Here is an 18,923-nt window from a genome sequence, read left to right on the forward strand (position 1 = left end):
AGAACCGCCCGGTGAAACAAGGAAACCCAAGGAGAGACCTGATGAAGCGGATCACCCTTTCCCTCGTCTCGGCGCTGGCGATCACCGCCGCGGCGCCGGCGCTCGCCCAGTCCATCAACATCGGCCACCTCGCCGATTATTCGGGCGGCACCTCGGACGTGGGCCAGCCCTACGGCCAGGCCGTGCAGGACACCATCGCCTGGATCAACAAGAACGGCGGGGTGAACGGCAAGCCCATCAATTCCGACTTCAACGAATACGGCTACCAGGTGCCCCGCGCGCTGGCCGCCTTCAAGAAGTGGGTCGGCTCCGACAAGGTGGTGGCCATCCAGGGCTGGGGCACGGCCGACACCGAGGCCCTGGTGCAGATGGTGACGAAGGAGGAGATCCCCTATTACTCGGGCTCCTACTCCGCCTCCCTCACCGACCCCAAGGGCAAGGTGAACGCGAAGAGCGAGCGCGCCGCCCCCTTCAACTTCTTCTATGGCCCGTCCTATTCGGACGCCGCCCGCGCCATGGTGCAGTGGGCCGCCGACGACTGGAAGAAGAAGGGCAAGCCCGGCAAGCCCAAGTGGGTGCACATGGGCGCCAACCACCCCTATCCCAACTCGCCCAAGGAGGCGGCGGCGGAATATGCCAAGGAGCTGGGCTTCGAGGTGCTCGATCCCATCACCTTCGCCCTCACCCCCGGCGACTACACGCCCCAGTGCCTGACGCTGAAGCAGTCGGGCGCCAACTATGCCTATCTCGGCAACACCGCCGGCTCCAACATCTCGGTGCTGAAGGCCTGCAAGACCGCGGGCGTGGACGTGCAGTTCCTCGGCAACGTCTGGGGCATGGACGAGAACGCCATGAAGGCCGCCGGCGAGGCGGCGAATGGTGTCGTCTTCCCCGTGCGCACGGCCGTCACCTGGTCCGGCTCGGCGCCCGGCCTCGCCACCGCCAAGGAGATCTCCAAGATGTCCGACGCGTCGGGCACCGCCTACCGGCCGGTGCACTATCTCGCCGGCATGTGCACCGTGCTCTACATGAAGGAAGCCATGGAGTGGGCGGACAAGAACGGCGGCGCGACCGGCGTGAAGATCCGCGACGGCATGTACCAGAAGAAGGACTGGGTGCCGAAGGGCACGGACGGCGTCTGCAAGCCCTCCACCTGGACCGCCGCCGACCACCGCCCCACCACCAGCGTGGACCTCTACCGCGCCGTGGTGAGCGGCCCCACCGACGCCTCGGTGGCCGACCTGGTGAAGGCCGGCACCATCAAGCTGGAGAAGGTCGCCACCGTCGACCTGCCCCGCAAGACCGAGCTCCAGGGCTGGTGAGGCGCGCCACGCCTCCTCGCCCGCGTGGGTGAGGGGCCGGGGGGAGGGGCAGGCCTCGCCCCCCTTTAGCAACGTCATGCCCCGGCTCGTCCGGGGCATCCACTCATCCGCCGTGGCGGCGGTCGTCCCTGGAGGACGGCCCCGCCTCCGGGGTGGATCCCGCGGACAAGCCGGGGGATGACGGTCTGGCAAGGAACTGGAGACCGCCATGGCAGAGGCCGCACTGAAGTTCGAACCCGCCGTGGACGCGGCCGCCCCGCTGCTCTCGGTGGACAATATCGAGGTGGTCTACAACGACGTCATCCTGGTGCTGCGCGGCCTCTCCCTGAAGGTGCCGAAGGGCCAGATCGTGGCGCTGCTCGGCTCCAACGGCGCCGGCAAGTCCACCACGCTGAAAGCCATCTCCGGCCTGCTCCGGACCGAGGACGGCGAGATCACGCGCGGCGACGTGACCTTCATGGGCCAGCGCATCAACGGCATCGAGCCGGACCAGATCGTCCGCCGCGGCATCTTCCAGGTGATGGAGGGCCGCCGCATCATCGCCGACATGACCTGCCTCGAAAACCTCCGCCTCGGCGCCTTCACCCGGCGCGACAACGAGGTGAAGAGCGACATCGAGCGCGTCTACGACTACTTCCCCCGCCTCAAGGAGCGCACCGGCCTCGCCGGCTATCTCTCCGGCGGCGAGCAGCAGATGCTGGCCATCGGCCGTGCCATCATGTCCCGCCCCAAGCTCATCCTCATGGACGAGCCCTCGATGGGCCTGTCGCCGCTGCTGGTGAAGGAGGTGTTCTCCATCATCAAGAAGCTCAACCAGGACCTGGGCGTCACCATCCTCCTCGTCGAGCAGAACGCCCGCGTCGCGCTCTCGGTGGCCGACTACGGCTACATCATGGAACAGGGCAAGATCGTGCTCGACGGCACCGCGCAGATGCTGCAGACCAACGAGGACGTGAAGGAGTTCTACCTCGGCCAGGGCGGCGGCGAGGAGCGCAAGAGCTTCAAGAACCTGAAGAGCTTCAAGCGCCGCAAAAGGTGGCTGTGAGGGGGCCTGAAGGACCGCGCCTCGGACAAGCGACGGCATAGCCGGAGCGCCGATCCGGGGCCCAGGGGAAAAGTCGGCGAAGCCGGCCTCATCCAGCGAGGGGGGGGCGGCTAGGCCGCCTTAGGCGAACCATTGCGCTGGACCCCGGCTCTCCTTGCGCTCACGCTCCAGTCGGCCGGGGATCAAAGGCATTTCTCGATTGGTTTCAGACACAGGCCCGACCATGACCGATCCGAACCGCCATTACGACGCCAGCGAGACCCGCGACCCCGAGGCGCGCGAGGCAGCGCTGCTTGCGGCGCTTTCCGCGCAGGTCGCCCATGCGAAGGCGAAGGCGCCCTATTTCGCCGCGCTGTTCAAGGACGTGGACCCGGCCGCCGTCACCACAAGGCAGGCGCTGGCGCAGCTGCCCGTCACGCGCAAGTCGGACCTCCTCGAGATCCAGCCGAGGAGCTATCCGTTCGGCGGGCTCAATGCGGTGCCGCCGGGCCGGCTTGCCCGCATCTTCATGTCGCCCGGCCCCATCTATGACGTGGAGGGCCACGGCCCCGACTTCTGGCGGTTCGCCCGCGGCCTGTTCGCGGCGGGCTTCCGTGCCGGGGACATCGTGCACAATTCCTTCTCCTACCATCTCACCCCGGCCGGCTCGATGATCGAGGGCGGCGCCCATGCGCTGGGCTGCGCGGTGGTGCCGGCGGGCGTCGGCCAGACCGACCTGCAATTGCGCGCCATCGCCGACATCCGGCCCCAGGGCTATGGCGGCACCCCGTCCTTCCTGAAGATCCTGGTGGACAAGGCGCGGGAGACCGGCACCGACATGTCTTCGCTGAAGAAGGCGCTGGTGACGGGCGAGGCCTTCCTGCCCGCCCACCGCGCCGAGCTGAAGGCCGCCGGCATCGCCGCCCGCCAGTGCTACGGCACGGCCGACCTCGGCCTCGTCGCCTACGAGAGCGAGGCGGAGGAGGGGATGATCGTGGACGAAGGCTGCCTTGTGGAGATCCTGCGCCCCGGCACCGGCGATCCGGTGGAGGCCGAGGGGGAGGTGGGCGAGGTGGTGGTGACCCTGTTCGACAAGGACTACCCCCTCGTGCGCTTCGCCACCGGCGACCTCTCCGCCGTGCTGCCGGGCCTGAGCCCCTGCGGGCGCACCAACATCCGCCTCAGGGGCTGGATGGGCCGGGCCGACCAGACCACCAAGATCCGTGGCATGTTCGTGCATCCGGTGCAGGTGCAGGCGGCGGTGAGGAAGCACCCCGCCGTGGCGAAGGCGCGCCTCGTGGTGGGGCGCGCCGGCGACCAGGACGACATGCTGCTGGAGGTGGAGGTCCCCGACGCCGCGGCACTGTCGCAGGAGGCGCTGCTGGAGGACCTGCGCGCCGCCACCAAGCTGCGCGGTCGCCTCGCGCTGCTGGCGCCGGGCACGCTGCCGGAGGATGCCAAGACCATCGAGGATCGCCGGCCGGTGTAGGGCCGGAGGCTGATAGTGCCTCAGTATGAAATCCGGAGGGCTTGACCGGGGCGTTGCCGCTGCTTCTAGCTACCTAAATGCTTAGCAAGAAGAATGGGGGCACGATGACGCTTGAGCAATTCATAGATGAGTCGATTCAGGTTTCAAGAACTAAGGGTTATCATCCAACCACGTTCATGCGCATGCGCGCTGATTATGGAACGGTCGGAGCCATTCGGAGGCTTGTTGAGACAGGGGAAAAGCAGAGTGGCTTCGTAAGGCTTCGCGAGCTTGGACTGTTAGATTGGTCATTGGAAGCGGCTGTGATCAAGTTCCCTGATGAGCCGGGGTTTACCCGAACGACAATCGCCTATGCGGAAGCGCGTCTTCAAGGGATTCTTGATGCCTAAAGGCCCTAAAGGGAAAAGCGCCCCGCCGACGTGATCGGCAACGCCGTCCACGTCATGCGTATAGCCACCGGCGAGATCGAGGAAGGCGCGGCTGTTAATGACGGGAAGGTCCCGGCTTGCAAGGGCGCGGAAGCCTTTCCGCGCCCTTGTCCGTTTCAGATGTCCGGCCGTCTCACGCGATCAGGCGGTAGGCCGGCAGGGTGAGGAACTCGTCGAACGTGTCGGCGAGGGACATGTCGGAAAACAGCTTGATGGCCTCCGGGAAGCGGCCGGCGTCATAGGCCTCCGCTCCGAGCACCGCGCGCAGCTTGGTCATCTCGTCGTCCAGCAGGGCCTTGAACAGCTCGGCGGTCACCGTGCGGCCGTCCTCCAGCTTGGCGCCGAGGTGGATCCACTGCCACACCTGCGCGCGGCTGATCTCGGCGGTGGCGGCATCCTCCATGAGGTTGTAGAGCGGCACCGCCCCGCGGCCCTTCAGCCACGCCTCGATATACTGGACGCCGACACGGATGTTCTCGCGCAGGCCGCCTTCGGTGCGGGTGCCGGCGTGGACCTTCAGCAGGTCGTCGCGGGTCACGTCCGCCTTCGGCTTCACCACGTCGCGCTGGTTGGCGTTGGGCATCAGCCGGTCGAACACCTCCATGGCCACCGGCACCAGGTCGGGATGGGCGACCCAGGTGCCGTCGCAGCCGAGGCCGGCCTCGCGCTCCTTGTCGGCCTTCACCTTGGCGAAGGCGGCGGCGTTGGCTTCCGCATCGCCCTTCACCGGGATCTGCGCCGCCATGCCGCCCATGGCGAAGGCGTTGCGGCGGTGGCAGGTCTCCACCAGCAGCAGGCAGTAGGCCTTCAGGAAGGCCTCGCTCATCACCATGCGGCCGCGGTCCGGGGTGAGGAACTGCGGGTTCTTCCCGAGCCGCTTGATGAAGGAGAAGATGTAGTCCCACCGGCCGAGGTTGAGGCCCGCCATGTGGTCCTTCAGCTCGTAGAGGATCTCGTCCATCTCGAACACGGCCGGCAGGGTCTCGATCAGCACCGTGGCCTTGATGGTGCCGTGGGGGAGGCCCAGCGCCTTCTCGGCGAAGGTGAACGCCTCGTTCCACAGCCGCGCCTCGAGGTGGCTCTCGGTCTTCGGCAAATAGAAGTACGGGCCGGAGCCCTGGGCGAGGGCCGCCTTGGCGTTGTGGAAGGCGTAGAGGCCGAAGTCGAACAGCGCGCCGGAGACCTCTTCCCCGTCGATCAGCAGGTGGGCTTCCGGCAGGTGCCAGCCGCGCGGGCGGATGATGAGCACGGCCGGATTGGCGCCGAGCTTGTAGGACTTGCCGTTGTTCGCATCGACGAAGTCGATGGCGCCGGCCCAGCGGTCCTTCAGGTTGATCTGGCCCTCGATCATGTTCGGCCAGGTGGGGGAGGAGGCGTCCTCGAAGTCCGCCATGAACACCTTGGCGCCGGAGTTCAGCGCGTTGACGATCATCTTGCGGTCCACCGGCCCGGTGATCTCGACGCGCCGGTCGAGGAGGTCGGCGGGCAGGTCGGCGATGGTCCAGTCGGCGGCGCGGATGCCGGCGGTCTCGGGCAGGAAATCGGGCAGCACGCCGGCGTCGAACTCGGCCTGGCGCGCGGCGCGGCGGGCGAGGAGCTCCTTGCGGGTGCCGTTGAAGGCGCGGTGCAGGGTGGCGACGAAGGCGAGCGCCTCGGGGGTGAGGATCTCGTCGAAGCGGGGACCGAGGGCGCCGGTGATCTCGACGCCCGTGGACGGGGCGGCCTTGAGGGCGGGGGACGACATGATGTCGGTTCTCCTGTGAACGCGTGGCTCGTTACAGATCGGCGGAGTACGGGCGGGCCGGGCGCCTCAGGCGCTTCGGGCCGGCCGGGTGCGTCAGCGCGCGGCCGTGATGGCGGCCTTCAGCGCGCGGGCGGCGGTTTCGGGATCGGGGGCGGCGCAGATGGCGGAGACGACCGCCACCCCGTCCGCTCCCGCGCGGATGACATCGGATGCGAGCCCCGCATCGATGCCGCCGATGCCGACGATGGGCAGGCGCGTGAGCGCCCGGATCGCCGTGACGCCTGCCGTGCCAATGGCGGCGCCTGCATCGGCCTTGGTGCCCGTGGCCTTCACCGGCCCGACACCGAGATAGTCGACGACGGACAGGTCCGAGGACGCATGTTCCGCCGGGTTTCCAACCGAGAGGCCGAGGATGCGGCCCGGCCCGAGGAGGGCGCGCGCGTCGCCCGGGGCCATGTCGTCCTGGCCGAGGTGCACGCCGTCGGCCTCCGCCGCCACAGCCACGTCCACCCGGTCGTTGATGATGAGCGGGATGCCGAGGGGCGCCAGCAGCGCCTTCAGGGCGCGCGCCTGCTCCACCAGCATGCGGCCATGGGCCTGCGGGTCCCGCAGCTGGACGATGGTGGCGCCGCCCTTCACCGCCGCGTCCACCGTCGCCAGAAGGCCGCGCGCCGCGACGAGGCGCGGGTCGGTGACGAGGTAGAGGGCGAGGTCGAAGGGCTTAGCCATGTTCGAGACTCAAGGTTCGTGACGCGAAAGGGAGCGAGGGATGAGCGCCGGCGCGCCCGGCCGGGGCGGAAACGTTTCCCGCCCGCTCTAATGCAACGCCGCCCGGCGGGAAATGGTGCAGTGCCGCATATCGTCTTTGCCGGAACGGCAACAATGTTCAGGCCGCCTTTGCCGAGCCGCTCATGCCGGCCGGCGCCGGACCGCCGGTGGCCCAGTCGATCAGCTCCACCGTATGGACCACCGGGACGCCGGTGCCGGAGCCGATCTGCGTCATGCAGCCGATGTTGCCGGCGGCGATGACGTCCGGGGCCAGCGCCTCCAGCGTCGCGACCTTCTTCGCCTTCAGCTGGCCGGCGATCTCGCTCTGGAGCATATTGTAGGTGCCGGCCGAGCCGCAGCACAGATGGGCATCGAACGGCTCCACCACCTCGAACCCGACGGCCCGCAGGAGGTCCACGGGCGGCCCCTTCACCTTCTGCCCGTGCTGGAGCGAGCAGGCGGCATGGTAGGCCACCTTCCTGCCCAGCGGCGCGGCGGCCTTCGGCATGTCCAGGGTGGCGAGGAATTCGCTGATGTCACGGGTGATGGCGGAGACCCGCGCCGCCTTCTCGGCATAGGCGGGGTCGAGGCGCAGCATGTAGCCGTAGTCCTTGATGGGCGTGCCGCAGCCCGAGGTGGTGACGAGGATGGCGTCGAGCCCCTTCGTCTCCATCTCGCGGGTCCACACGTCCGCATTGGTGCGGGCGAAGGCATGCGCCTCCTCCTCCCGTCCCATGTGGTGGACGAGCGCGCCGCAGCAGCCCTCTCCCTCCACGCGGACCACCTCCACCCCGAGGCGGGTGAGCAGGCGGATGGCCGCCGCGTCGATGCCCGGATTGAGCACCGGCTGGGCGCAGCCGCGCAGCAGGGCGACGCGGGCGCGGCGGGTGCCCTGGGCCTTGTGCACGCCGGGCGCCTCGGCGGCGGTGCGGCCGTGGGGCATGCCGGGCGACAGGCGCAGCATGGCGGCGAGCGGTTGCAGCGCCGGCACCTTGGCCAGCAGGCCGGCGAACGGCTTGCCGGCCAGCGCGCCCATGAGCGCAAGGCGGAAGCGGTCGGGATAGGGCAGCACCTTCGCCAGGAGGTCGCGGATGAGGCGGTCGGCGGCGGGGCGCCTGTAGGTCTTCTCGATATGGACGCGGGCCTGGTCCACGAGGTGCATGTAGTTCACGCCCGAGGGGCAGGTGGTCATGCAGGACAGGCAGGAGAGGCAGCGGTCGATGTGCTTCACCTCCTGCTCGGTGGCCGGCCGGCCGCTCTCCAGCATGTCCTTGATGAGGTAGATGCGCCCGCGCGGGGAATCGAGCTCGTCGCCGAGCAGCACATAGGTCGGGCAGGTGGCGGTGCAGAAGCCGCAATGCACGCACTTGCGCAGGATGGCGTTCGCCGCCTCCACATTGGGATCGGCGAGCTGGGCGAGGGAGAAATGGGTCTGCATCGGTGCGCGTCCTGGTGCGTGTCCCGGCGCTCAGCCGTGAAGAGGAAGCGGAAGGGCGGGGAGGGGAGGCATCTCACATCCCCGCATGCATGCGGCCGGGGTTGAGCACGAGGCCGGGGTCGAAGCTCTCCTTCACCCGGCGGGTGAGGGCGGCGAGCGCGCCGTCGAGGGGCTGGAACACCGGCGTGCGGGCGCGCTCCGCCGCGCTGGCGCGCACCAGCGTCGCATGGCCGCCGAGGGGCGCGAGCGCCGCGCGGACCTCGGCCCCGTGGGCGGCCTCCCCCGGCAGGCAGAGCCATACGAGCCCGCCCGCCCAGTCGCAGAAGGCCTCGCCGCCGAGATCGGACGCGAGGCGCGCCGCGAGCGCCGGGCCGCCCGCTGGCGCGGTGGACAGGCGCCACACGGCCCGCTCCCCGCTTTCCCAGAAGGGCGCCACGTCGCGCACCGCGCGCCACAGGGCGCGGGAGGGCTCGGTGTCCAGCACCTCCGCGGCGCCATGGGCCGCGAGCACCGTGCGCAGCATGGCCCGCCGCGCGGTGACGGACGGCAGCACGCCCTCCAGCCGGAGCAGGACGACCGATGCGGCGCGCGGCAATCCCGGCACGCGGCTGGAGATGCCGGCCGGCAGCCAGGCGGCGCCGGATACCTCGCTGGACGAGCCCATGGCGGCGCACAGGGCCATGGAGGCGGCCTCGGGCGAGGCGACCTCCACCACCACCGTCTCTTCCATGGGCGGGCGGGGCAGCACCTTGAGCGTGATCTCGGTCGCGACGGCGAGGGTGCCGAAGCTGCCGGCCATGAGGCGCGGCAGGTCGTAGCCGGTGACGTTCTTCACCACCCGTCCGCCGGACTTGAAGGGCTCGCCGCGCCCCGACACCGCCTTGATGCCGAGGGCATGGTCGCGCACGGCCCCGTGGCTGATGCGGCGCGGGCCGGCGAAATTGACGGCGAACAGGCCGCCGAGCGTGCCGGCGCCCGCCGGAGCGCCGAGGAGGGGGCCCAGGTCCATGGGCTCGAAGGCGAGCATCTGCCCGCTCGTCGCCAGCATCTCCTCGATGTCGGCGCCGGGCGTGCCGGCGCGGGCGGAGAGCACCAGCTCCTCGGGCTCGTACAGGGTGACGCCGACGAGGCCGGAGAGGTCCAGCGTGACGCCCGCCTCGACGGGCCGGCCGAGGGCACGCTTGGTGCCCCGCCCGGTCACCTCGATGGACTTGCCGGCGCCGAGGGCGGAGCGGACGGCTTCCGCGACCTCGTCCTCGTCGCGCGCTGCGATGATCTCGCTCATGGAATGGCTTTCGCTTCGGGTGGCTGTCCCGGTCCGCGCGTCAGAAGCGCGGCAGGTCCGGGAAGGGCAGGGCACCGCCCGACACGTGCATGCGGCCGAGCTCGGCGCAGCGGTGAAGGGTGGGGAACACCTTGCCGGGATTGAGCAGGCTCCTGTCGTCGAAGGCGCACTTGAGGCGCAGCTGCTGGGCGAGGTCCACCTCGTTGAACATGGTGTCCATGAGGTCCCGCTTCTCGACGCCCACGCCGTGCTCGCCGGTGAGGACGCCGCCCACCTCCACGCACAGGCGCAGGATGTCGGCGCCGAAGCTCTCGGCTGCGTGCAGCTCCCCCGGCGCGTTCGCGTCATAGAGGATGAGCGGGTGCAGATTGCCGTCGCCCGCATGGAACACGTTGGCGACGCGCAGGCCGTATTGCGCCGACAGCTCCCGCATGCGGGCGAGCACGAAGGGCAGCTGGCGCCGCGGGATGGTGCCGTCCATGCACAGATAGTCCGGCGACAGGCGCCCCACCGCCGGGAAGGCCGCCTTGCGGCCGGCCCAGAAGCCGAGGCGCTCCTGCTCGCTGGTGGAGACGCGCAGGGTGACGCTATTGCACGCCTGCGCGATGGTCGTGACCTCCTCGAGGAGGTGCGCGCACTCCGCCTCCGGCCCGTCCAGCTCGACGATGAGGAGGGCCTCCACATCCAGCGGATAGCCCACGTTCACGAAGGCCTCGGCGGCGGCGATGGCGTCCTTGTCCATCATCTCGATGGCGGCGGGGATGATGCCGCCGGCGATGATCTTCGCCACGCACGCGCCGGCATCCTCCGAGGTGGGGAAGCCGACAAGGAGGGCGCGGGCGGTGTCCGGCTTCTTCAGCAGGCGCACGGTGACTTCGGTGACCACGCCGAGCAGGCCTTCCGAGCCGATGACCACGGAGAGCAGGTCGAGGCCCCCGGCGTCGAGGTGCTTGCCGCCCAGGCGCACGGTCTCGCCGGTGATGAGCACCATCTCGACGCCCAGCACGTTGTTGGTGGTGAGCCCGTACTTCAGGCAGTGCACCCCGCCGGAATTCTCCCCCACGTTGCCGCCGATGGAGCAGGCGATCTGCGAGGAGGGGTCGGGCGCGTAATAGAAGCCGAGGTGGTCCACCGCCTTGGAGATGCCGAGGTTGGTCACTCCCGGCTGCACCACGGCGCAGCGGTTGGCGGTGTCGATCTCCAGCACGCGGTTGAACTTGCCCATGCCGAGCAGGACCGCATCCTGCAGCGGCAGGGAGCCGCCGGAGAGCGAGGTGCCCGAGCCGCGCGGCACCACGCGGATCTCGTTGTCGTGGCAGTATTTGAGGACCTTGGCCACCTGCTCGGTGGTGGAGGGCAGCACCACCACGAGGGGCAGCTGCCGGTAGGCGGTCAGCGCGTCCGATTCATAAGGGCGCATTTCCCGCTCGTGGGAGATCACACCCTCGCCCGGCACGATGGCCCTGAGGTCGGCGACGATGTCCTCCCGGCGCGCCAGCACCCGCGCGTCTGCTTCCGGAAGCCTGAGGCCCGGAGCCGTTCCCGTCATGTCCGCGTTCCTTGAGGGCGTTCTCGTTGGACGGACTATAATCGGTTCATCGGGAAAAAACGTCGCGGATTGTTTCCAATCCGGATAAAGTCGCATGCGGCATTCAAAACAATCGGGGCCGGGTGCGCAGGCCCCCGCAGGGCGGAGGCGAGCCGGCGGATGATCGGCAATCTGGGCGATCTGGAGATCTTCGCGCGCATCGTGACGGCGGGCAGCCTTTCCGCCGCGGGGCGGGAGATGGGCCTCTCCCCGCCGGTGGTGTCGAAACGGGTGCAGCGGCTGGAGGAGCGGCTCGGCGCCCGGCTGTTCCAGCGCACCACCCGCAAGGTGACGCTCACCGAGGCCGGGCAGGGCTTCTACGAGCGGGTGGTGGCCATCCTCGCCTCCATCGAGGAGGCGGAGAGCCAGCTCGCCCGCAAGTCCACGGAGGCCCGCGGCCTGCTGCGGGTGTCCGCGCCTACCTCCTTCGGGCGGCTGCACATCGCCCCCCACCTGCTGCCGCTGCTGAAGGCCAATCCCGACCTCACGGTGGACCTGGAGCTGTCCGATTCCTTCGTGGACATCGTCGGCGAGGGCTTCGACGTGGCGGTGCGCATCGCCGACCTCGACGATTCAAGCCTCGTCGCCCGCCGCCTCGCCCCGGTCCACCGGGTGCTGTGCGCGACGCCGGAATACCTCGCCCGCGCCGGCGAGCCGAAGCACATCTCCGACCTTTCCGGCCACGTGCTGCTCGCCACCCACGGGCAGGACCCCTGGCGCCTGGAAGGACCGGACGGGCCGGTGACGCTGCGCGTGCATTCGCAGCTGCGCACCAATTCCAACGAGGTGGTGCGCGAGGCGGTGCTCGCCTCCGTGGGCATTGCCCTGCGCTCCACCTGGGACGTGGGGCCGGAGCTGCGCACCGGCGCGCTGCAGGTGGTGCTGCCGCGCTGGCGCGCCTCGCACCGGGTGGGGCTGTTCGCGGTCTATCCCTCGCGCCGCTTCCTGCCGCAGAAGGTGCGCGTGTTCATCGACCATCTTGCTGCGCTGTACGGGCAGGGGCACGGCGGGGTGCCGCCGTGGGACGAGGGCCTTTCCCATCTCATGGAGCCGGTGCCGGCCGCGTGAGACGCAGGCCTTTTCCCGGAGCCGCCCGCGAAAACGGGTTGGCCTGGCGGTCGCGAGCGGCCATAAGGCGGTATTCCCGGCATCATGCTGTTGATCCTGCCCGCCCTGCCCCATGACCCGTCCCCGTCCCGTTCCCCTCACCCTTGCCGGCACGCTTCTCGGCGTGCGGGCCATGATGCCGCTGATGCCGGGCATCGCCGCCTTCGGCGCGGCGTTCGGCGCTGCCTCCGTGCAGAAGGGGTTCTCGCTTCTGGAGGCAAGCCTCTCCAGCGGCCTCGTCTTCGCCGGCCTCGCCCAGATGGTGGCGCTGGAAGGCTGGACCGACCGCTGGACCCCGGCGACGCTCCTCGCCCTCGGCTTCCTCACCTTCACGGTGAACATGCGCCACGTGCTGATGGCGGCCTCGCTCAGGCCGTGGCTCGGCACCATGCCGGCCTGGCAGATCTATCCGGCGCTGCTGCTGCTGGCGGACAACAACTGGGCCGCCTCGCTCCGCTATCACACCGAGGGCGGCGACGACGCGGGCTTCTTCATCGGTTCCGGCCTCGTCACCTGGGCCGTGTGGATCATCGCCACCATGGCCGGCCACGTGATCGGCGGGGGCATCCCGGATCCCAAGGCCGTGGGCATCGATCTGGTGGTGCCCGCCTTCTTCGTCGCCATGCTGCTGCCCAACTGGAAGGGGCGTCGCGAGGCGGTGGGATGGGGCGTCGCGGCGGTGGTGTCGGTCGCCGCGTCCTACCTGCTGCCGGGCTGGTGGTTCATCGTCATCGGCGCCCTCGCGGGCGCCTTCGCAGGCGGGTTCACCGACGATGAGCGCTGACGCCGGAACCCTCATCGCCATCCTGGTGATGGCGCTTGCCACCATGTTCAACCGCACCGCGGGCTTCCTGCTGATGCGGCTGATCCCGGTGACGCCGCGGGTGCGCCGCGTGCTGGATTGCCTGCCGGGGGCGGTGCTGGTGGCGCTGCTGGCGCCGGGGGCGGTGCACGGGGACCGCGCCATGTGGGGTGGCCTCGCCGCCGCCTTCCTTGCCACCAGGCTCACCGGCAGCGATTTCGCCGCGGTGGTGGCCGCCATGGCGGTGGCCGCCGGCATGCGGGCTTTCGGGATCGGCTAGAACCCGCGCCGACCGGATGGCGATCCGGTCGGATCACGCGCTCTCCTTCCCGGATCTGCCCGGTGAATCGCGCCCTGGAGCGCGCCGGTCAACCGTCCCGCAGGCACGCCGGGCGCGGCCTTCTTGTTCCGTGCCGGGGCTGGGGCGAATTCCCAAAAGCGGCAAACCCGCCCGCGGCATATGCGGAGGCGAGCCGGGGCCGGATCACGGACGGGCAAACGAAAAACGCCGGCCAGAGAGGTCCTGGCCGGCGTTTTCGTCTTTCAGGGATGCGGCCTGCCTCAGCCCGGCGCGCCGGGTTTGGCGGCGGCCTGGGTTCCGGGAGCCGTGGCGGGCGTGCCCGCCGGCGCCGCCGGATCCACCGGCTTGGGCTTGGGCTTCGGCTTCGGCGTGGTGACCGAGCGCACCTGGGTGATGACTTCCTCGTGCAGCCGCGGCGACTTCTCGATGTTGAAGTGGTCGATGTTGCCGATGGCGTTGAGGTTGCGGTTGACGATGTTGCCGCGGAAGCCGGCACCGGCCGTGAGGCGCTTACCGTAGCCGTTGTTGGACTGGTAGTAGTTCACGAAATAGCCGGAGGCGGCGCTCACCTGCGTCACGCCCACGGGGTCGAAAGTGACGATGAGCTTGGCCGGGGTGCCCAGCGCGGTCAGCCGCTCCGCCATCTCCACCGCGGCGTCCGCGCCCAGCGAGTGGCCGACGATGACGATGGGCGCATTGCCGTGCGCGCGGCTTTCGGCTGCGGCGGCATCGGCCAGGGAGGCCCACTGCCCGTATTCGTGGACGCTGGCGGGAATGCCGCGCGCGTTCAGCTTGTTGGCCAGGTCGTCCATGCCCAGCGAGAAGACGTTCGCGAGCCCGCGGAGCAGATAGACATGCCCCCGGTTCTGCTGGGCCGCCGCCGGATACGCGGCACAGAGCAAGACAAGCGCTGCAAGCAGCGCCTTGGCGAAGCGCAAGCCAGACTTCATCGTATCACCGTCCTTGATCGTGGCCGAGTTCTGCCGCCAATTCGCCGGATCGGCAACAAGGGAATGTTTCTCCAGCACGACATCCCCCACCGGCAGCTGCATTTTTCCCCCGCGCGTGACCGTTCTGCATCACGAGCGTGGCGGGGGATTAGGACCAAAAAAGAGCGACGGTAGGTAAAGGAGGCCCACTCCTGCATCTTGTAATTGCGTAATGTACAACCAGTTGGCATCCTCAGGTCAGGGTGAGGAGTGCGTGTTGTGCAAAACGCGTGTGGTGCAAGGGGTTGGGGGAGAGGCTACGCGCTGGTACCGCTGCCTTCCGTGCTGGAAAATGTCAGGCATCCGGTCGAGGAGGAGGTGGTCAAGCCGTCGCCCAAGCCCGAGCAGCCCTATGCCCGGCCGCCCGGCGGCATCTTAATCGTTGCGATTCTGTCGGCGGTGTCGGGCGCCATCATGGGATTCGTGTTTGCGGGCTACCTTTCCCTCGCGCTCACCATGCTGGCGGCGACGTCCCTGGGCATCGCCATCGGCATGTGGGTGCGCGGCCTGTCGGACTGACGGCGGCGTTCAGGCCGCCGCGCCCACCAGCAGCACGTGCAGGCTGCGCGGGCCGTGGGCGCCGAGCAGCAGCGTCTGCTCGATGTCCGCCGAGCGGGACGGTCCGGTGATCCAGTTCACCGTGCGCGGCATCACCCCCTCGCCGAAACGGGCGCGGATGCGCCCCCACACCGTCTCGTAGTCGGCGGCGATGTCGGCCGCCTCCACCATCACCAGGTGGTGGTCGGGCAGGAGGTTCAGCGTCGACGGATTGTCGGGGCCGGAGAGCATCACCAGCGTGCCGGTTTCGGCGATGCCGGCGAAGGCGTGGGAGAGGCCCGCCAGCTGCCGCCCGTCCGAGGGGCCGATCCACACGTCGAGGTTCGGTTCCAGCCCCCACGGCAGGGCGGCGAGGCGCGCGTCCGCGCCGCGCAGCAGGGTCGGGGGCAGGTTGCGGGACCTGAGATAGGCGGCGATCGCCCCGGGGACCTGATCGAGGGACGCGAGGTGATCGATGCTCGCGGCCGCCGCCACCACCATGTCCGTGAACAGGGCGAGCCGCTCGGCGGGCGGCTGCTGGCCGCGCTCCGGCACGAGGCCGCGCGGGTGGTTCGAGAGGCGGTCCGCCACCTCCCGCCGGCGCGGCGCCTCCTGCGAGGTAACGCCGAGCGCCCGGCGGACGGAGGCGAAGACGATGTCGCGGGAAGAGGTCATTGGCCTGCGCCTCCGCTGGCGCGCGCCTGTCGGCGGGCGCGCCACTGGGCCTGGAAGGTGTCGCCCTGCGGGGCGGGGAAATCGCGATGCTTCGTCCAGCCGCCGGCCAGCGGCAGGGACGAGAAGCGCCCCTTCTTCCTGCCGATGAGCGCGAGCGCGCCCATGGCGAGGCGCGTCGCCGGCCGGTAGAGCCAGCCGTTGCGGGCGAAGAAGCCCCAGACGGCGAGGCCGAAGCGCTGCGGGGCGGGGGTCAGGTGCCGCTCGAATTCCTTCTCCCGCCAGTGCCGCATGAGCTTGGGCAGGGGGATGCGCACCGGGCACACCTCCTCGCACCGTCCGCAGAAGGTGGAGGCGTTGGGCAGGTTGCGCCCCTTCTCGATGCCGATGAGGGAGGGGGTGAGCACCGCGCCCATGGGGCCGGGATAGACCCAGCCGTAAGCGTGCCCGCCCACCGCGTGGTAGACCGGGCAATGGTTCATGCAGGCGCCGCAGCGGATGCAGCGGAGCATCTCGCGCAGCTGGCCGCCGAGCATGCCGGAGCGGCCGTTGTCGAGGATCACCACATGGTATTCGCCCGGCCCGTCCGGGTCGCCGGGGCGGCGCGGGCCGGTGGAGAAGGTGGTGTAGACGCTCATCTCCTGCCCGGTCGCCGAGCGGGCGAGCACGCGCAAAAGCTGGCTCACGTCCTCCAGCGTCGGCACCAGCTTTTCCAGCGAGGCGAGCACCACATGCGCCTTCGGCAGGGTCTGGGTGAGGTCGCCGTTGCCCTCGTTGGTGACGATGATGGAGGTGCCGGTCTCCGCCACCAGGAAATTGGCGCCGGTGAGGCCCACGTCCGCGGCCAGGAACTTCTGCCGCAGCTCGCCGCGCGCCTCGGCCAGGAGGGCGGTGGGCTCGGAGAGGTTGCGCTCCGGCGGCAGGTGCGTGTGCACCCGGCGGAAGTCCGCCTCCACCTGCTCCTTGTTGAGGTGGATGGCGGGGGCGATGATGTGGGAGGGCGCCTCGCCACGGATCTGGATGAGATATTCGCCGAGGTCCGTCTCCACGGGCTCGATGCCGGCGGCGGCGAGGTGGTCGTTGAGGCCGATCTCTTCCGAGATCATGCTCTTGCCCTTGGTCACCGTCTTCGCGCCGAGGCGCTTGCAGATGTCGGTGACGATGTCCCGCGCCTCCGCCGCGTCCACGGCGAAATGCACGTGGCCGCCGGCTGCCTTCACCTTCGCCTCGAACTGCTCGAGGTAGAGGTCGAGGTGGGCGAGGGTGTGGTTCTTGATATCCCGCGCCGAGTCGCGCAGGGCTTCGAACTCCGGCAGCTTCTCGGCGGCCGCCGCGCGCTTGCCGATGAAGCCGGGCCCGACCTTCGAGAGCGCCTGCTGGAGCGCTGAATCAGCCATCGCCTCGCGCGCGTTCTCCTTGAAGCGGGGGGAGGTGATCTCGACGCTCATCGCCCGGCCTCCTTCGGCTTCCCGTCGTGCTGCGGCGCGCCGATGGGCGCCTCGTCGCCCATGCCGGCGAGGACCTCGGCCACATGGCGCACGGCGATGTCGCGCCCCTCGCGCTGGAGCTTGCCGGCCATGTTCATGAGGCAGCCGAGGTCGCCGGCCAGCAGCGTGTCGGCGCCGGAAGCGGCGATGTTTCCGGCCTTCTTCTCCACGATGGCGTTGGAGACGTCCGGATACTTCACGCAGAAGGTGCCGCCGAAGCCGCAGCAGGTGTCCGCATCCTGCATCTCCACGAGGGCGAGGCCTTCCACGGACGCCAGCAGCTGGCGCGGCTGCGCCTTCACCCCGAGCTCGCGCAGGCCCGAGCAGCTGTCGTGATAGGTGACGGCGCCGTCATAGGCGGCGTCCACCCGGGTCACGCCGCGCACGTCCACGAGGAAGGAGACGAGCTCGAACACCTTGGCGCAGAAGCGGTCCACCCGCGCCGCCCAGTCCGGTTCGCCGGCGAAGAGCTCCGGATAGTGGGTCCGGATCATGCCGGCGCAGGAGCCGGAGGGGGCGACCACATAATCGAAATTCTCGAACGCCCGGATCACCTGCTCCGCCAGCGCGCGGGTGGTGGCGCGGTCGCCGGAGTTGAAGGCCGGCTGACCGCAGCAGGTCTGGAGCGGCACGTCCACCTCGCAGCCGGCGTCCTCCAGCAGCTTCGCGGCGGCGAAGCCCACGGAAGGGCGGATGGTGTCCACGAGGCAGGTGCAGAACAGGCCGACACGCGGCGGGGAAAGGGCCGCGTCGAGAGGCGTTTGATGGGTCATGGCAGCCCGGACGTTTCCACCCGCGGGAGCGTTGCGGATGCTTCTTTGAAACGTTCTATATCACCGGGCCGGAGCGGGCGGAATGCGCAAGGCGCGCGGCATCCACCATCGCCGCGCGACCGGGGCGGAAGAACGCTCCCCTCTTCAGCGGGCCCCGGGGGTGCGGGGCGCGGCGGCGCGGGCGTAGCGGGGCACGAGGCGCGACAGACGGATGCGCCTGCCGCGCGGAGGCTCGTCCTTGTCGCTCATGAGCATCACCGCAAAGCCCATCTGCACGCTGCCGAAGGTGACCCCAAGGGCGAGGGTGAGCACGGTCACCGCCAGCAGGCCGTCCGGCGAGGTGAGGAGCAGGGTGCGCAGATGCACCGCGTCGAAGGCGACGAGGAGAGCGACGAACAGGGCCGCCACGCCGACGCCGATGCCGGCGTGCCGCACCAGGAATCGCACGAGAAACGGCATGGCGAGGTCTCCTTCCCGAAGGGCCCTGAAGGCACGGCGCAGGCGCCTTCCGGAACCCGATGCTTTCCGAGCGGGGTCGGCCGCCCGGAAATCGCTGAAGTGTGATGCTCTCATGCGTGCCCGATGGTGACAATCGCCGGATGCTGCGCACACGGTCGCAGGGGAAGTCGATGTTGACGGCGGTCAAGGCGCCAGTCGTCCCCTGCCCCGAGAGTGAAGTGCTCGATCAACGAAAACGGGAGGCATTCATGACGAAGCTCGATAAGGCGAACCGCCTCGTGGTGGTGTGCGACGGAGCCAAGGCCATCCTCCTCGCGGACGTCGGCATCGCGCCCGCGCCCCGCCTGTCTGTGGTGGAGAGCTTCGCGGAGCCGCATCCCGGCACCGTCGCCCTTGGCACGGACCGTCCCGGCCGGGTACACGAATCCGCCACCACCAGCCGCAGCGCCATGGAGCAGACCGACCTGCACGCCCAGGCCGAGGCCGCCTTCCTCGGTCGCGTGGCGGGCCGGCTCGGCGAGCTCGTGAGCGCGGGCGAGGCCTCCCGCATTCTGCTCGTCGCTCCGCCCAAGGCCCTCGGCACCCTGCGCGACGCCTTGAGCCCGCAGGTGCGCGGCTGCATCGACGGCGAGATCGCCAAGGACCTCGTGAAGCTGCCGGTGGAGGAGATCGGCCGCCATATCGCCACCTGAGGGGGCGTGGGGCGGGGG

19 protein-coding genes are annotated in these 18,923 nt (G+C 69.8%); 9 read left to right on the forward strand and 10 right to left on the reverse strand.

Annotated elements, in window-relative coordinates; all coding sequences use genetic code 11:
• Positions 1-41 precede the first annotated feature (41 nt).
• From V5F59_RS23735 to V5F59_RS23750, 4 genes are all read left to right on the forward strand, one after another.
• Complete coding sequence (locus V5F59_RS23735; RefSeq protein ID WP_393978743.1) at positions 42-1,322, forward strand: ABC transporter substrate-binding protein; 1,281 nt, start codon at positions 42-44, stop codon at positions 1,320-1,322.
• Between the two features lie 208 nt (positions 1,323-1,530).
• Positions 1,531-2,367, forward strand: a complete 837-nt coding sequence (locus tag V5F59_RS23740) for an ABC transporter ATP-binding protein (RefSeq protein ID WP_393978745.1) — start codon at positions 1,531-1,533, stop codon at positions 2,365-2,367.
• Between the two features lie 223 nt (positions 2,368-2,590).
• Positions 2,591-3,835, forward strand: coding sequence for a phenylacetate--CoA ligase family protein (locus tag V5F59_RS23745; protein WP_393978747.1), 1,245 nt, complete (start codon positions 2,591-2,593; stop codon positions 3,833-3,835).
• 104 nt (positions 3,836-3,939) lie between these two features.
• Positions 3,940-4,224, forward strand: coding sequence for a hypothetical protein (locus V5F59_RS23750; RefSeq protein WP_393978749.1), 285 nt, complete (start codon positions 3,940-3,942; stop codon positions 4,222-4,224).
• 172 nt (positions 4,225-4,396) lie between these two features.
• Here the strand turns inward: V5F59_RS23750 and aceB are convergent, their stop codons facing one another.
• The 5 genes from aceB to V5F59_RS23775 form a co-directional block, all read right to left on the reverse strand.
• Positions 4,397-6,007 (reverse strand): malate synthase A, encoded by a 1,611-nt coding sequence (gene aceB, locus V5F59_RS23755; protein WP_393978751.1) that lies wholly within the window; start codon positions 6,005-6,007, stop codon positions 4,397-4,399.
• A gap of 93 nt (positions 6,008-6,100) precedes the next feature.
• Positions 6,101-6,736 carry a thiamine phosphate synthase gene (gene thiE, locus V5F59_RS23760; protein ID WP_393978753.1) on the reverse strand — a complete coding sequence of 212 codons (636 nt, stop codon included), beginning with the start codon at positions 6,734-6,736 and terminating at the stop codon, positions 6,101-6,103.
• Positions 6,737-6,893: 157 nt separating this feature from the next.
• The gene (gene glcF / locus V5F59_RS23765; RefSeq protein ID WP_393978755.1) at positions 6,894-8,213 is read right to left on the reverse strand and encodes a glycolate oxidase subunit GlcF; all 1,320 of its coding nucleotides are present in this window, start codon (positions 8,211-8,213) and stop codon (positions 6,894-6,896) included.
• Positions 8,214-8,286: 73 nt separating this feature from the next.
• A complete protein-coding gene (glcE, locus tag V5F59_RS23770) occupies positions 8,287-9,498 on the reverse strand; it encodes a glycolate oxidase subunit GlcE (RefSeq protein ID WP_393978757.1) in 1,212 nt (403 codons plus the stop codon).
• A 40-nt stretch (positions 9,499-9,538) separates the two neighbouring features.
• Positions 9,539-11,047, reverse strand: coding sequence for an FAD-linked oxidase C-terminal domain-containing protein (locus tag V5F59_RS23775; RefSeq protein ID WP_393978759.1), 1,509 nt, complete (start codon positions 11,045-11,047; stop codon positions 9,539-9,541).
• A gap of 159 nt (positions 11,048-11,206) precedes the next feature.
• On the opposite strand from V5F59_RS23775, the gene V5F59_RS23780 reads away from it, so the two are divergent.
• The 3 genes from V5F59_RS23780 to V5F59_RS23790 all read left to right on the forward strand — a co-directional run bounded on the left by V5F59_RS23780 (position 11,207) and on the right by V5F59_RS23790 (position 13,275).
• Positions 11,207-12,154, forward strand: a complete 948-nt coding sequence (locus V5F59_RS23780; RefSeq protein WP_393978761.1) for a LysR family transcriptional regulator — start codon at positions 11,207-11,209, stop codon at positions 12,152-12,154.
• A 112-nt stretch (positions 12,155-12,266) separates the two neighbouring features.
• Positions 12,267-12,977, forward strand: coding sequence for an AzlC family ABC transporter permease (locus V5F59_RS23785; protein ID WP_393978763.1), 711 nt, complete (start codon positions 12,267-12,269; stop codon positions 12,975-12,977).
• A complete protein-coding gene (locus V5F59_RS23790) occupies positions 12,967-13,275 on the forward strand; it encodes a branched-chain amino acid transport AzlD family protein (protein ID WP_393978765.1) in 309 nt (102 codons plus the stop codon). The genes V5F59_RS23785 and V5F59_RS23790 overlap by 11 nt, the downstream gene beginning before the upstream one ends.
• Before the next feature lie 281 nt (positions 13,276-13,556).
• Here V5F59_RS23790 and V5F59_RS23795 read toward each other — a convergent pair whose 3' ends face one another.
• Complete coding sequence (locus V5F59_RS23795; RefSeq protein WP_393978767.1) at positions 13,557-14,246, reverse strand: thioesterase domain-containing protein; 690 nt, start codon at positions 14,244-14,246, stop codon at positions 13,557-13,559.
• 321 nt (positions 14,247-14,567) lie between these two features.
• Here V5F59_RS23795 and V5F59_RS23800 point away from each other — a divergent pair, with 321 nt between their 5' ends.
• Positions 14,568-14,804, forward strand: a complete 237-nt coding sequence (locus V5F59_RS23800) for a hypothetical protein (protein ID WP_393978769.1) — start codon at positions 14,568-14,570, stop codon at positions 14,802-14,804.
• 9 nt (positions 14,805-14,813) lie between these two features.
• Here the strand turns inward: V5F59_RS23800 and V5F59_RS23805 are convergent, their stop codons facing one another.
• The 4 genes from V5F59_RS23805 to V5F59_RS23820 form a co-directional block, all read right to left on the reverse strand.
• A complete protein-coding gene (locus V5F59_RS23805; protein WP_393978771.1) occupies positions 14,814-15,497 on the reverse strand; it encodes a LutC/YkgG family protein in 684 nt (227 codons plus the stop codon).
• Positions 15,494-16,942 carry a LutB/LldF family L-lactate oxidation iron-sulfur protein gene (locus V5F59_RS23810; protein WP_393978773.1) on the reverse strand — a complete coding sequence of 483 codons (1,449 nt, stop codon included), beginning with the start codon at positions 16,940-16,942 and terminating at the stop codon, positions 15,494-15,496. Before V5F59_RS23810 ends, V5F59_RS23805 begins: the two co-directional genes overlap by 4 nt.
• Positions 16,939-17,754, reverse strand: coding sequence for a (Fe-S)-binding protein (locus tag V5F59_RS23815; RefSeq protein ID WP_393978775.1), 816 nt, complete (start codon positions 17,752-17,754; stop codon positions 16,939-16,941). Before V5F59_RS23815 ends, V5F59_RS23810 begins: the two co-directional genes overlap by 4 nt.
• 144 nt (positions 17,755-17,898) lie before the next feature.
• Positions 17,899-18,213, reverse strand: a complete 315-nt coding sequence (locus tag V5F59_RS23820; protein WP_393978777.1) for a hypothetical protein — start codon at positions 18,211-18,213, stop codon at positions 17,899-17,901.
• Positions 18,214-18,461: 248 nt separating this feature from the next.
• Between V5F59_RS23820 and V5F59_RS23825 the strand changes: the two genes are divergently transcribed.
• Positions 18,462-18,905 (forward strand): host attachment protein, encoded by a 444-nt coding sequence (locus V5F59_RS23825; protein WP_393978779.1) that lies wholly within the window; start codon positions 18,462-18,464, stop codon positions 18,903-18,905.
• Positions 18,906-18,923: the final 18 nt, after the last annotated feature.

This window comes from Xanthobacter nonsaccharivorans (genome assembly GCF_043194755.2).
Lineage (GTDB): Bacteria > Pseudomonadota > Alphaproteobacteria > Rhizobiales > Xanthobacteraceae > Xanthobacter > Xanthobacter autotrophicus_G.

Coding starts and splice junctions, on each gene's coding strand:
- V5F59_RS23735 (WP_393978743.1), top strand. CDS start 42: ATGAAGCGGATCACCCTTTCCCTCGTCTCGGCGCTGGCGATCACCGCC.
- V5F59_RS23740 (WP_393978745.1), top strand. CDS start 1,531: ATGGCAGAGGCCGCACTGAAGTTCGAACCCGCCGTGGACGCGGCCGCC.
- V5F59_RS23745 (WP_393978747.1), top strand. CDS start 2,591: ATGACCGATCCGAACCGCCATTACGACGCCAGCGAGACCCGCGACCCC.
- V5F59_RS23750 (WP_393978749.1), top strand. CDS start 3,940: ATGACGCTTGAGCAATTCATAGATGAGTCGATTCAGGTTTCAAGAACT.
- aceB (WP_393978751.1), bottom strand. CDS start 6,007: ATGTCGTCCCCCGCCCTCAAGGCCGCCCCGTCCACGGGCGTCGAGATC.
- thiE (WP_393978753.1), bottom strand. CDS start 6,736: ATGGCTAAGCCCTTCGACCTCGCCCTCTACCTCGTCACCGACCCGCGC.
- glcF (WP_393978755.1), bottom strand. CDS start 8,213: ATGCAGACCCATTTCTCCCTCGCCCAGCTCGCCGATCCCAATGTGGAG.
- glcE (WP_393978757.1), bottom strand. CDS start 9,498: ATGAGCGAGATCATCGCAGCGCGCGACGAGGACGAGGTCGCGGAAGCC.
- V5F59_RS23775 (WP_393978759.1), bottom strand. CDS start 11,047: ATGACGGGAACGGCTCCGGGCCTCAGGCTTCCGGAAGCAGACGCGCGG.
- V5F59_RS23780 (WP_393978761.1), top strand. CDS start 11,207: ATGATCGGCAATCTGGGCGATCTGGAGATCTTCGCGCGCATCGTGACG.
- V5F59_RS23785 (WP_393978763.1), top strand. CDS start 12,267: ATGACCCGTCCCCGTCCCGTTCCCCTCACCCTTGCCGGCACGCTTCTC.
- V5F59_RS23790 (WP_393978765.1), top strand. CDS start 12,967: ATGAGCGCTGACGCCGGAACCCTCATCGCCATCCTGGTGATGGCGCTT.
- V5F59_RS23795 (WP_393978767.1), bottom strand. CDS start 14,246: ATGAAGTCTGGCTTGCGCTTCGCCAAGGCGCTGCTTGCAGCGCTTGTC.
- V5F59_RS23805 (WP_393978771.1), bottom strand. CDS start 15,497: ATGACCTCTTCCCGCGACATCGTCTTCGCCTCCGTCCGCCGGGCGCTC.
- V5F59_RS23810 (WP_393978773.1), bottom strand. CDS start 16,942: ATGAGCGTCGAGATCACCTCCCCCCGCTTCAAGGAGAACGCGCGCGAG.
- V5F59_RS23815 (WP_393978775.1), bottom strand. CDS start 17,754: ATGACCCATCAAACGCCTCTCGACGCGGCCCTTTCCCCGCCGCGTGTC.
- V5F59_RS23820 (WP_393978777.1), bottom strand. CDS start 18,213: ATGCCGTTTCTCGTGCGATTCCTGGTGCGGCACGCCGGCATCGGCGTC.
- V5F59_RS23825 (WP_393978779.1), top strand. CDS start 18,462: ATGACGAAGCTCGATAAGGCGAACCGCCTCGTGGTGGTGTGCGACGGA.